Genomic DNA, 12416 nt, shown 5'->3' with positions numbered 1-12416 from the left:
TGGCTGCGACCGGGGATGACGACGATGATCATCGCCCATGTGACCTTCCAGCTGCCGTTCGTGGCGCTGGTGGTGTACTCGCGCTTCGTCGGGCTCGACGCTTCGCTGTTCGACGCGGCGAAGGACCTCTACGCGAGTCCGTGGAAGCGGGCGGTGCACTTCATCATCCCGGCGATCAAGCCGGCGCTGGTGGCGGGTTTCTTCCTGGCCTTCACCTTGTCGTTCGACGACTTCGTGATCAGCTTCTTCACTTCGGGGCCCGAGAGCGCGACGCTGCCGATCTACATCTGGGGAGCGATCCGACGGGGTATCTCCCCGGAGATCAACGCGATCGGCGCGCTGATGATCTTCGCGGTGATGATCGCGGCGCTTTTGAGCCTTGCCTTCACCCTGCGCTCGCGCCGTCGCGAAGGGGTGTTGTGAGAGGGGTGCGGTGAGAAGAGGTGCGGTGAGTGGGGCGCTTGGGCCTGCCCGGCTGCGACGAGTACCTTCTTGAGGGGCCGGCCACGCCGATTCGGCCCTAGACTGAGCGACGTGGATTCGACCATGGAAACAGCGAGCGGAAATATGGACATCGAGGCCTGGTTCAAGGAACACGGGATCACCGAGGTGGAGTGCCTGGTCAGCGACATGACCGGCGTACTGAAGGGCAAGATCATGCCGGCCGGCAAGTACCTGCGCGGTGGCCGGCCGAGGCTGCCCGACTCAGTGTTCATCCAGACCGTCACCGGCGGCTACCCGGACGACGAGGACCTGCGCTTTTGGAACTTCGCCGAGCTCGACATGCAGCTGATCGCCGATCCCGGCGCGCTGTTCCTGGTGCCGTGGGCCGAGGAGCCGACCGCCCAGATCATCCACGACTGCCTCTACATGAGCGGCGAGCCGGTTGAGATATCACCGCGCTACGTGCTGCGCCGGGTGCTCGATCTCTATGCCGCCCGCGGCTGGGAGCCGGTGGTGGCGCCGGAGATGGAGTTCTACCTGGTCAAGACCAACACCGACGCCGACTACCCGCTCGAACCGCCGATCGGTCGCTCGGGACGACAGGAGACCGGGCGCCAGTCCTACAGCATCGATGCGGTGAACGAATTCGATCCGCTGTTCGAGGAGATGTACGACTTCTGCGAGAAGCAAGGGCTCGATCTCGACACCCTGATCCACGAGGAAGGGGCGGGGCAGATGGAGGTCAACTTCCAGCACGGCGACCCGCTGCATCTCGCCGACCAGGTGCTGATCTTCAAGCGCACCCTGCGCGAGACCGCGCTGCGTCATGGAATGTATGCGACCTTCATGGCCAAGCCGATGGCCAATGAGCCGGGCAGTGCGATGCACATCCACCAGAGCCTTCGCGCGGCGGGGCAGGGCGACAATCTGTTCGCCGACGAGGACGGCCAGCCGAGCCGGATGTTCCTCAACTTCATTGGCGGGCTGCAGCGCTACATTCCCGCGGCGATGCCGTTCTTCGCCCCCAACATCAACTCCTACCGCCGGCTGATGCCGAGCGACAGCGGCGGCAGCGCGCCGACCAACGCCGAGTGGAGCTACGACAATCGCACCGTCGGCCTGCGGGTGCCGATCGGCGATACCGCTAACATGCGCATCGAGAACCGCCTGCCCGGCGCCGACGCCAACCCCTATCTGGCGATGGCGGCGACCCTGGCCTGTGGCTACCTGGGTCTGCTCGAGCGCCTCGAGCCGCGTCCGCCGCTGGTCGGTTCGGTGAGCGGTGGCGATCTCACCCTGCCCAACGATGTGGTGCCTTCGCTCGCCATGCTCGGTGAGTGCAAGCCGCTGATCGACGTGCTCGGCGAGCGCTTCGTGCGCAGCTACCTGGCGGTCAAGCGCGCCGAGCACGCCGCCTATTTCCGCGTGATCAGCTCATGGGAGCGCGAGCATCTGCTGCTGCGGGTCTGAGCCGAGGGGCCCGCGCTTGGTTTTGAAAACGGCGCACCGGTCGCGCTGTTGGCGGCGAGCACTGTCGAGTGATGTTTTCCTTAACGGTCAATAATCAATTCGGCGGCTTTTGATTTGTTTGAATAAATTTGATTTATACCGGCAGGCTGTGTGTAGAATCCAATGTGCGTCCGCGATCTCGTACGCTCATCGAGCGCGAGTTCGACAGCAATAACATCATCGCGAAGGAGCGCATTAGATGACCCCACCCACCCTGCGGCGCGTCCTCGGCGGCCTCTTGGGCATAGCGGTGGTGGCGCTGCTGATCCTTTGGATCGGCCCGTCGACCATTGCCCGTTTCCGCGCCGACTTGCTCTACTACACAGGCCAGCACCTGCTGCTGGTGGCTTGCTCGATGGTCGCTGCGCTGATCACTGGTCTCGGCGCCGGTATCGCGCTCAGCCGGCCATCGGTGAGCAAGAGCGCCGAACGCTTCATGCAGATTTTCAACGTCGCCAACACGGTGCCGCCGATGGCGGTACTGGCGATCGCGCTGGCGTTCTTCGGCATCGGCGGCACCTCGGCGGTGTTCGCCCTCTGGCTCGCGGCGCTGCTGCCGATCGTGCGCAATACCTATCAAGGGCTCGCGGGCGTCGACGGGGCGCTCAAGGAAGCGGCGCGCGGGCTCGGCATGCGCCCGTTGCAGTCGCTCTGGCAGGTCGAACTGCCCAACGCCTGGCCTGTGATCATGGGCGGCGTGCGCATCGCTTTGGTGATCAACGTCGGCAGCGCGCCGCTTTCGTTTCTGATCGGTGCCAACAGCCTCGGCAACCTGATCTTCCCTGGCATCTACTTGAACGATCCGTCGCAGATGCTGCTCGGCGCGGTGGCGACGGCCCTGCTGGCGCTGGTGCTCGATGGCCTCGCCGCCTGGCTGACCTTGCGCCTTTCCCGCCACCAGGCGCCTAGCGAGAGGGCCGTCGTATGAGTCTACCTACGCTTCGCTGGACACGGCTGGCGGTGGTGCCGCTGGCTGCGCTCGCGCTTTGCGTCGCACCCTTGGCCCAGGCGCAGCAGCCGAACATCCGCGTCGCCGCCAAGGCGTTCACCGAGCAGCGCCTGCTGGCGACCTTGACCCAGGTCTACCTCCAGCATCTCGGCTACAGCGTCGATGTCACCTGGGGGCTTTCCACTGCGCTGACGCGGCCTGCTCAGCTCAACGACGAGATCGACCTGGTCTGGGAGTACACCGGTACCTCGCTGATCGTCTACAACCACGTCGAGGAGGTGCTCGATGCCGAAGCCTCCTACCAGCGCGTCACCGAGCTCGATGGCGAGAAGGGACTGACCTGGCTGGCGCCGACCTCGTTCAACAATACCTATGCGATCGCGATGCCGGAGGAGATCGCCCAGCGCGACGGCGACATCCGCACCATGAGCCAGATGGCCGAGTGGATGGCAGCGCATCCCGATCAGTTCCACCTGTTCGCGATGGACTACGATTTCGCCGGCCGCGCCGATGGCCTGCCGGGCATGGCTGAGCGCTACGGCTATCGTTTCTCGCGCAGCGAGCTGCGCTCGATGGACCCTGGACTCGTCTATCTGGCGCTGCGCAACCAGCAGGCCTATGGCGGTATCGTCTACACCACCGACGGACGCATCGACGCCTTCGACCTGCGGGTGCTCGAGGATGACAAGAACTACTTCCCGGCCTACAACGCAGCGCCGGTAGTGCGCACCGACTATCTACAGGCGCATCCCGAGCTGCGTGAACAGATGGACCGGCTCTCCGCGCTGCTGGACGAGGAGACCATGCGTGGGCTCAACGCCCGGGTCGACATCGAGCAGCAATCGACCACCAGCGTGGCGCGGGATTTCCTCTCCAGCCACGGATTGATTTGAGGCCGCCATGGATTTCACCACCACTCTCGCCAACATGGACTGGCAGCAGGTTATGCTGCTGACCTGGCAGCACGTCTACCTGGTCGGGATCGCCGTCGGGCTCGCGATCCTGATCGGCGTGCCGCTTGGGGTGCTGATCGTACGCCTGCGTTGGCTCGCCGCGCCGCTGCTGACCGTGGCCACGGTCGTGATCACGATTCCGTCGATCGCGCTGTTCGGGATCATGCTGCCGATCCTGCGCAACACCTACATCGCCCTCGACGGCGTCGACCCGGGGATCCGCGAAGCCGGGCGTGGCATCGGGATGACTTTCTGGCAGCGGCTGTGGATGGTCGACCTGCCGCTGGCGGTGCCGGTGATCCTCGGCGGTGTGCGTACCGCCGTGGTGATGAACATCGGGGTGATGACCATCGCCGCGGTGATCGGCGCCGGCGGCCTCGGCCTCTTGATCCTCAACGGTATCGGCCAGAGCAACGTGCCGCTCCTGGTGATCGGCGCGATCATCGTCAGCCTCCTGGCGATCGTGGTCGACACCCTCCTGAACCTCCTGCAGCGTCTGTTGACCTCCAAAGGGATCGAGCAATGATCGAACTCGACAAACTGAGCAAGGTGTTCGGGCAGAAGCACGGCACCAAGCAGACCACCGCGGTCGATAGCGTCAGCCTCACCGTCGAGGAGGGCGAGATCTGCGTGTTCCTCGGCCCCTCCGGCTGTGGCAAGACCACGACCTTGAAGATGATCAACCGGCTGATCGAGCCGAGTTCTGGCCGGGTGCTGATCAACGGCGACGACACCTCGCAGATGGACAAGGTCGAGCTGCGCCGCTCGCTCGGCTACGTGATCCAGCAGATAGGCCTGTTTCCCAACATGACCATCGAGGAGAACATCGTCGTGGTACCCCGGCTGCTCGGCTGGGACGCCGCACGGATGCGCGAGCGCGCCCGTGAGCTGATGGCGATGGTGGCGCTGGAGCCCAAGCAGTACCTGTCGCGCTACCCGCGCGAGCTCTCCGGTGGCCAGCAGCAGCGCATCGGCGTGATCCGCGCGCTCGCCGCCGATCCGCCCCTGCTCTTGATGGACGAGCCGTTCGGCGCGGTGGACCCGGTCAACCGCGGCACCATCCAGGACGAGTTCTTCACCATGCAGCGCACCCTCAACAAGACGGTGATCATGGTCAGCCACGACATCGACGAGGCGATCAAGCTCGGCGACAAGGTGGCGATGTTCCGCGATGGCAAGCTGATCCAGTTCGACCACCCCGACACCATCCTCGCCCATCCGAAGGACGACTTCATCCGCGCCTTCGTTGGCGCCGACCATACGCTCAAGCGCTTGCTGCTGGTCCACGCGGGCGACGCCGCCGACGATTCTCCGGCGGTGCGACCTTCGACCACGGTGGCCGCAGCGCTCGAGCAGATGGAGGAGGACGATCGGCGCTATCTGGTGATCAGCGACGAGTCGAATCACGCACTCGGCTTCGTTCGCCGTCGCGACCTTCGCCGGATCGATCCCGAGACGCCGATCGAGGAGTTCCGCGCCGATTTCGTGGTCACCGCCGGCCGGGACGAGAACCTGCGCGTGCTGCTCTCGCGGATGTACGAGTACAACACCTCCTGGCTGCCGGTGCTCGACGAGGAGGGTGGCTTTCTCGGCGAGGTGACCCAGGAGTCGATCGCCGGCTACCTGAGCTCGGGGCGCTCGCGCGGCCAGGCGCCGGCGACCAACATCCACTCCCCGGCCGAGGTCGGCTGAGATGCCCGAGCGCGTCGCATGACGACGCCAGTGCTGCTCGCCGTGCTGCTGGCGGCGGCGCTGCACGCCGGTTGGAATGCATTGGTCAAGGTCGGCCTCGATCGGCTGCTTGCGATCATCTTGATCCAGCTCGCCTCGATGCTGGCCGCGCTGGCGCTGCTGCCTTTCGCCGGTCTGCCGCCCAAGGTGGCCTGGCCGTGGCTTGCGTTCTCCGCCGTACTGCACGTTGGCTACAATCTCGCCCTGGTGCGTGCCTATCGCTATGGCGATCTTGGCCAGGTCTATCCGATCGCCCGCGGCACCTCGCCGCTGCTGGTGGCGCTGGTGTCGATGGCGCTGTTCGACGCCGAGCTCGACGCACCGACCCTCGCCGGCATCGCGCTTTTGGTCGCAGGGATCTGGCTGATGGCACTGCGCGGCGGCGGGGGGCTCAGGCTACGTGGCGAGACGCTGGCCTGGGCGCTGACCACGTCGGTGTTCATCGCCGCCTATACGCTCGCCGACGGCTACGGCGCGCGCGCCGCCGGCGACGTGCTGGTCTACGTCTGCTGGCTGTTCCTGCTCGATGGTCTGGGTATGCTGCTGGTCACCCTGGCGCTGCGCGGACCCGGAACGTTCCGCGCGTTCAAGCCCTACTGGGCCGCAGGGCTCGGCGGCGGCGTGATGTCGCTGGCGGCCTACGGCATCGCGATCTGGGCGATGACCCAGGCGCCGGTGGCGCTGGTCTCGGCGCTGCGTGAGACCAGCGTACTGTTCGCTTTGCTGATCGCGACGCTGTGGCTCAAGGAGCCGCTCCCTCCCGGACGCTTGCTCGCCGGGGCGGTGATCGTCGCCGGGGTGATCGTCACCCGGTTAGGATGAGATGAGGGAAAATCCCGTGGGTCCTGGACACCGCTTCGCCTCGATTCCCTCCATTCGCTTCGCCTTCGGCGACGCGCGGCGGCCGCTGCCGCTGTCCTTCGCCGCCGAGCCATCGCTCGACCGGCGCCAGGTGCACGGCGTGCGGGTGGTCGAGGTGGCAGTACCCGGCCAAGCCTGTGGCGAGGCGGATGGATTCTGTACCTGGCGAGCTGGGGTGATGGTCAACGTGATCACCGCCGACTGCCTGCCGCTTCTGTTCGCCCGCGAGGACGGCGGCGCGGTGGCGGCGGTGCACGCCGGCTGGCGCGGGCTGCTCGATGGCGTGCTCGAGTCTACGGTGGCGATGATCGCCCAACGTGACGATCCGGCGCGCTGGCGCTGCCTGATCGGCCCCGCCGCCGGCCCCTGCTGCTACGAGGTCGATGAAGCGCTGGTCCGGCGTTTCGAAGCCCGGCTGCCGTGGCTCGCCCCCGGCCTGATCGCTGCGCGCCATCGCCACCTCGATCTCGGCGCGATCGCGCGAGCGCGGCTGAACGCCGCCGGGATCGACGATGTGGAAGCCCTCGATGCCTGCACGATCTGCAGCCGCGACGAGCGCGGGGAGTTTCGCTACCACAGCTATCGACGCCGCCGGGGAGAGGCGGGGCCGACCAACCAGTACGCCTGCATCATGATCGACCCCGCTGGTGGCAGGCCGACGCGCGCGCAGTGAGCTCGGCGATAAACGGTCAGATTTCGTCCGGCGGCAGCGCCCTGATCGGCACCACCGTCGCTGGACGCCCTTCGCGCCACTCGATCTCCGCCTCGATATGGTAGACGCGGCGCAGCCGCTGCGTGGTGAGCACCTGCGCCGGGGTCCCTTCGACCACGCCGTTTCCGGGCTCGAACATCCAGACGTGATCGGCATAGCGCGCGGCGAGCGAGAGATCATGGATCGCCACCACCACCACCGTGGCGTTGCGAGCGGCGCTGGAGCCGAGCCACTCGAACAGCTGCAGCTGGTGGTGCAGGTCGAGCGCGCTGGAGGGCTCGTCGAGCAGCAGTATCCTCGGTTCACGCACTGCGGCCAGGGCGAGCGAGACGCGCTGGCGCTGGCCGCCTGAGAGCGCCGCCAGCGGGCGTTCGCTGAGCGAGGTCAACGACAGCTCCTCCAAGCGTTCTCCCACCGCCTGGTGGGCGCTTGGCAGCGCTTCATCGAATGCGGTCCTGCGCGCCAGCAACACCGCCTCGAACACGGTGATCAGCGAGCGCGGTGCGCTTTCCTGCGGCATGTAGTAGACCGCCTGGGCGCGCGCCTTGGGCGACATGTCGAACAGCTCGAGCCCGCCCAGGTTCGCCTTTCCTTCGGCCCTGTCGACTCCGGCCAGTGCCCTCAGCAGGGTGGATTTGCCTGCCCCGTTGGCGCCCAGCAGTGCGGTGATACGGCCCGCCTCGGCGTGCAGGCCGCCGATCCCGGTGAGAATCTCGACCCCGGCCTTGGTGCATTCGAGCCGCTCGATGATGAGTGCCATTCAGAGTTCCCTCCTGCTGCGCAGTACGAGGGAGACGAAGAACGGCAGGCCGACCATCGCGGTGATCAGTCCGATCGGCAGCAGCGTCCCCGGCACCAGGAGTTTCGCCAGCGAGGATGAGCAGGACATCAGCACCGCGCCGGTCAAGGCCGACATCGGCAGCAGGCGCCGCTGGTCCTCGCCGACCAGCAGGCGCGCGATGTGGGGAGCGACCAGGCCGATGAAGCCGATGGTGCCGACGAAGGCGACCGAGGTGGCGGTCAACAGGGCGCAGCAAATCATCATCACCAGGCGTAGCCGCACGACCTCCACACCCATCGCCCGGGCCTGCAGCTCACCGAGCCGCAGCGCGGTGAGTCTCCAGCCGAAATGCCAGAACACCGGTACCGTGATCGTGATCGCCAGCGCAAGCAGGATGACGCTGCTCCAGTCGGCGCGCGAGAGGCTGCCGAGGGTCCAGAACACCAGCTGCTGCAGCGCCTCGCTCGAAGCGACGAACTGCAAAAGCCCCAGTGCCGAATGAAAGAAGAACATGATCGCCACCCCGATCAGCACCATGATCTGGGTGCTCACCCCCTGCAGGCGGCTCAGTGCCCAGACCGCCATGGCGGCGATCATCGCGGCGGCGAAGGCGCTGGCGGCGATCCCGGGCTGGGCGCCGAGCAGCGAGGGCAGGCCGATGATGATCGCCAAGGCGGCGCCGAAGCTGGCCGCCGAGGAGATGCCCAGGGTGAAAGGATCGGCGAGCGGATTGGCGAGGATCGTCTGCATCTGGGCGCCCGCCATCGCCAAGGCGGCGCCTACCAGCACGGCCATCAGTGCGATGGGCAGGCGGATTTCCCACACCACCACCTGCAGCAGCGGGGGCATCGACGAGGGCGACAGCAGCGTCTTGATCACGGCGGAGATCGGATAGTCACCCGGTCCTGTCGCGACATCGAGGCTCAGGGCGATGACCATCAGCAGCGCCGTCAGCAGGATCAGCCGATGGCTTCGCCTGTTCTTGGCGAGATGGAGATCGACACTGCGCTGCCAGCGTTTCTCCCCGGGGGCGGCCGAGCGGTTCGGGCCGGTGCTCAGCGAATCGTTCATCTGCGCTCCACCATGTCGGTCGTCGCACCGGTGAAGAAGGTGCCCTGTGGTGCGATCGGCATGAAGCGGGTGAAGAATTCATCGAGGTCGCGCTGGGGATCGAGTCCGGCGGTGGCGTCGGGGTGCAGCCAGCCGGCGATCGCTTCCAAGGCGATGAAAGCGAACGGGCCGTGGTGCAGATAGTGCCACAGCACGTAGTCGCGACCCTGCTGGATCGCTCGCAGGTGCTGCCAGCCAGGCAGCTGCCGGGTCTGGCGCTCGAGGTCGGCGCGTGTCTCTTGCGCTGCGACGCCGAACCCGGCGCGAATGGCCTCGTTGCCATAGCCCCAGGTCGCCGCGGTGCTGATGATCACCTCTGGATCGCGGTCGAGGACGTACTCGGCGCTCAGCAGCGGAGTGTCGCTGCCGAGGCGCTCGGCATCGGCGATGTTGCCCCCCTTGGCGCGTTCGAGCAGGTCGGCGAGGCCGCCTCGCGCGTTGGTGCGGCAGCAGGATGCCCGCAGCCCCGGCGCGATGTTGAGCAGCACGCTGGGACGCTGCTCTACCGCCGCCAGGCGCCGGTCGATCTCGGCCAGACGGGAATCGATGAAGGCGTTGATCTCCTCGGCGCGCTCGCGCCTGTCGAGCACATCGCCGAGCAGCGCCAGGCTGGCCTGCTGGTTGGCCAGCGGAGAGAGGTGGAAATCGACGAATAGATAAGGGATCTCCAGCCGGTCGAGCAGCTCGAGCAGGCGTCCGCCCGCGAGTTCGCCGTACTCGGAGAGGTTGAAGATCACCAGGTCCGGGGCCAGGCCGACCAGCGCTTCGGCATCGAGTGGTGGCGTCGGCACCTCGCCCAGCGTCGGCAATGTCTCGAGTCCCGGCATCACTTCGCGCAGGGCGTCGAAGGCGAACGGATCGAACAGCGCCAGGCTCGAACGCCAGCCCACCAGGCGCTGGTCGATATGTTCGTCGAGCGCGGCCAGCGCATAGAGCAGGCGCGGCTGGGCGAGGAATATCCGCTCCGGCGCCGCGCTGAGCTCGAACTGGTGTCCGGCCAGGTCGGTATGGCGCTGCCCCCCGGCCGCCGGCAGCATCCACGCCAGCCCCAGGGCGAGCACCAGCCCGGCGATAGCGGTTCGAGCCGGCGCGCGCAGGCTCAAAGCTCCAGCCCCACGCTCAGCAGTACCTGTCGCGGTTCACCGATGCTCACCGCATTGCGATTGCTGGCGCTGGAGGTGTAGTAGCGTTCGTCGGCGATGTTCTTGACGTTCAGGCGCAGATTCACCGGGTGCCGGCCGAACGCCGTATCGTAGCTGATGAAGCCGTCCGATACGGTATAGCTGGGCAGGGTGAAATCGTTGGCGGGGTTGCCGGCGCGCTCGCCGACGTAGCGCGCGCCCAGCCCCGCTCTCAGTTCGCGTGCTCCCAGCGCGCTGCCGAACGAGTAGACGCCATAGAGCGCGGCGGTGTGGCGCGGTGCCTGCTCGAGCCGATTGCCCTCGTAGTCGGGGTCGTTGATCACCTTGGTGAAATCATAGGCGTAGCTCGCCAGCAGGCTCAGATTGTCGCTGAGATTGCCGGTCGCATCTATCTCGATGCCGCGCGAGATCGCCCCTCCGGCGGTGGTCGTGCGGTACTCTCCATTGATGATTTCACCCACCAGCACGTTTTCCTTCTTGATGTCGAAAGCGGCGATCGACATCGTCAGGCCGCCCGTGGCGTCGTACTTGGCCCCCAGCTCCCACGAGCGGCCGCGTTCAGGTGGCGTGTCGCCGATCTCTGAGGCCAGCACCGAGTTGGGCTTGAACGATTCGGTGTAGCTGCCGTAGAGCGAGGTGCTGGGCGTCAGGCGATAGATCAGTCCCAGGTTGTAGACCATCGCGTCGCGGTTGGAATTGGTGTTGGTGACGAAGGGGCGGCCTCGTCCCGCCAGTTGCGAATATGACTGATAGCGCGCCCCGACGACGCCTATCCAGCGCTCGTTGAAGTGGATCGAATCCTGGGCGAAGAACGAGCGGCTGCGCAGATAGTCCGTCTGGTCGCTTTCAGCGGATTGGACCTCCGAGGGCAGCGGTGTCTGACCGTACTCCGGGTCGAAGGCGTCGAGGAAGCGGCGCTCCCTGTCGCGGATCATGTCGGAACGGAAAGTCTTGCGCAGTTCGTAGTCGCTGCCGAACAGCAGATCGTGGCGCAGCCCGGCCCATTGGACGCTGCCGGCGAGATTGAACGTCGCGAAGCTGATGCTGCTGCGTGCGCCGCGGGTGCCGTCCAGGCGTCGATTGACGATGCCGGTATCGGGGTCATAGCTCATCACCCGCGCCTGGTAATCGTCATAGAGCGCGCGGTTGTAGGCATAGTCGACGTTCAACCGCCAGTCGTCGCCCAGCGCTTGGCCGAGATGCAGGGTCACCAGGTCGCTGCGCCCGTCGGTGCTGTTGAACGGTTCATCGAGGCGGGTGCGGCGAGACACTTTCAGCGGCTCGTTGGTCGAAGGGTCGATCAGCGTTCCCCGGTCGAAGGGGACGTGGTAGTCGATGTACTCATAGGCCAGGCGGATCTCGGTTCGCTCTCCATACCACGCCAGCGACGGTGCGATGGTGGTCCTGCGCTGGGTGCCGAAGTTTCTCCAGTAGTCACCGTCGTCGTAGTCGGCGATGAAGCGATAGGCGAGTCCGTCGTTGCCGAGGGGCCCGGTCACGTCGATCTGCTGGCCGCTGCCCGAGGCGCCGTGGCCATAGAAATTGGCGCGGGTCGAAAGGCGTGCCTGCTGGGTCAGTTCGGGTCGCTTGCTGATCACGTTGATCACCCCGCCGGGTTCGATGATGCCATAGAGCAGCGAGGAGGGGCCCTTCATCACCTCGATGCGCTCGACGCTCGCCGTGTAGTTGAAGGGCTGGATGGTACGCAGCCCGTCCCTGAGCGATGAGCCGTCGCGGTTGCCGCCGAAGCCCCGCTTGATCACCGCATCCTGGGTACCGCCCAGGGTGTTGGCTTGGGTCATGCCGCTGATCGTCGAGACCGCCTCGTCCAACGAGGCGGGCTGGCGATCGGTGAGCGCCCGGTTGGTCACCGTGGTGACCACCTGGGGAATCTCGAGCGTCGGGGTATCGCGCTTGCTCACCGAGGCTTCGCTGGGCGGCTGGTAGCTCAGGGACGTGTCGCTTATGCGACGGGCCTGAACGACGATGGTCTTGAGCGCTTCCTCCTGGTCCTCGGCGCTGGCCAGCGCAGGGAGCAGCAGGCAAGGCAGTGAAACGAAGAGCGCTGTCGTCGCCAGGATGCATCTTTCAACAGGGATGGTCATAAGGTGCGCTATCCACAAGCGTGCGGGGGCTTGGGAACTTTTCCGTAAGTTACTGAAACGTTGATTTGTATTTCTCGGGTGTGGAGCCTGCTCGAGGCGCGCAACCTTAATGTCGAATG

Annotated in this window: 12 protein-coding genes; 8 read left to right on the top strand and 4 right to left on the bottom strand. The window is 66.1% G+C overall.

Annotated features, from left to right (window positions below; all coding sequences use genetic code 11):
* The 8 genes from Q376_RS21885 to Q376_RS0108170 all read left to right on the top strand — a co-directional run.
* The coding region (locus Q376_RS21885; protein WP_043446898.1) for an ABC transporter permease at positions 1 to 423 on the top strand (423 nt) is incomplete at its 5' end.
* Positions 424 to 546: 123 nt separating this feature from the next.
* Entirely contained in the window at positions 547 to 1914 is a 1368-nt protein-coding gene (locus Q376_RS0108200; protein ID WP_027349915.1) for a glutamine synthetase family protein, read from the top strand.
* 238 nt (positions 1915 to 2152) lie between these two features.
* Positions 2153 to 2881: an ABC transporter permease gene (locus Q376_RS0108195; protein WP_027349914.1), complete on the top strand. Its 729-nt coding sequence runs from the start codon at positions 2153 to 2155 to the stop codon at positions 2879 to 2881.
* Entirely contained in the window at positions 2878 to 3795 is a 918-nt protein-coding gene (locus Q376_RS0108190) for a glycine betaine ABC transporter substrate-binding protein (RefSeq protein WP_043446868.1), read from the top strand. The genes Q376_RS0108195 and Q376_RS0108190 overlap by 4 nt, the downstream gene beginning before the upstream one ends.
* A gap of 7 nt (positions 3796 to 3802) precedes the next feature.
* Positions 3803 to 4381: an ABC transporter permease gene (locus Q376_RS0108185; protein WP_027349912.1), complete on the top strand. Its 579-nt coding sequence runs from the start codon at positions 3803 to 3805 to the stop codon at positions 4379 to 4381.
* A complete protein-coding gene (locus Q376_RS0108180) occupies positions 4378 to 5547 on the top strand; it encodes an ABC transporter ATP-binding protein (RefSeq protein WP_027349911.1) in 1170 nt (389 codons plus the stop codon). The genes Q376_RS0108185 and Q376_RS0108180 overlap by 4 nt, the downstream gene beginning before the upstream one ends.
* A gap of 18 nt (positions 5548 to 5565) precedes the next feature.
* Positions 5566 to 6408 carry an EamA family transporter gene (locus tag Q376_RS0108175; protein WP_027349910.1) on the top strand — a complete coding sequence of 281 codons (843 nt, stop codon included), beginning with the start codon at positions 5566 to 5568 and terminating at the stop codon, positions 6406 to 6408.
* 16 nt (positions 6409 to 6424) lie between these two features.
* On the top strand, positions 6425 to 7120 hold the full coding sequence (locus Q376_RS0108170) for a purine nucleoside phosphorylase YfiH/LACC1 family protein (RefSeq protein ID WP_027349909.1): 696 nt from the start codon (positions 6425 to 6427) through the stop codon (positions 7118 to 7120).
* Between the two features lie 16 nt (positions 7121 to 7136).
* Here the strand turns inward: Q376_RS0108170 and Q376_RS0108165 are convergent, their stop codons facing one another.
* From Q376_RS0108165 to Q376_RS21870, 4 genes are read right to left on the bottom strand one after another with little or no spacing between them, the layout of a single operon-like run.
* Positions 7137 to 7919, bottom strand: a complete 783-nt coding sequence (locus Q376_RS0108165) for an ABC transporter ATP-binding protein (protein WP_027349908.1) — start codon at positions 7917 to 7919, stop codon at positions 7137 to 7139.
* Positions 7920 to 9011, bottom strand: coding sequence for a FecCD family ABC transporter permease (locus tag Q376_RS21880; protein WP_052365069.1), 1092 nt, complete (start codon positions 9009 to 9011; stop codon positions 7920 to 7922).
* Positions 9008 to 10153, bottom strand: a complete 1146-nt coding sequence (locus Q376_RS21875) for an ABC transporter substrate-binding protein (protein WP_052365068.1) — start codon at positions 10151 to 10153, stop codon at positions 9008 to 9010. The genes Q376_RS21880 and Q376_RS21875 overlap by 4 nt, the downstream gene beginning before the upstream one ends.
* Positions 10150 to 12297 (bottom strand): TonB-dependent siderophore receptor, encoded by a 2148-nt coding sequence (locus Q376_RS21870; RefSeq protein WP_052365067.1) that lies wholly within the window; start codon positions 12295 to 12297, stop codon positions 10150 to 10152. The genes Q376_RS21875 and Q376_RS21870 overlap by 4 nt, the downstream gene beginning before the upstream one ends.
* Positions 12298 to 12416: the final 119 nt, after the last annotated feature.

It is taken from the genome of Halotalea alkalilenta DSM 17697, from assembly GCF_000621205.1.
GTDB classification, from domain to species: domain Bacteria; phylum Pseudomonadota; class Gammaproteobacteria; order Pseudomonadales; family Halomonadaceae; genus Halotalea; species Halotalea alkalilenta.
The sequence above is the reverse complement of the archived record's forward strand: the minus strand, read 5'-3'. Positions and strand labels throughout refer to the sequence as shown.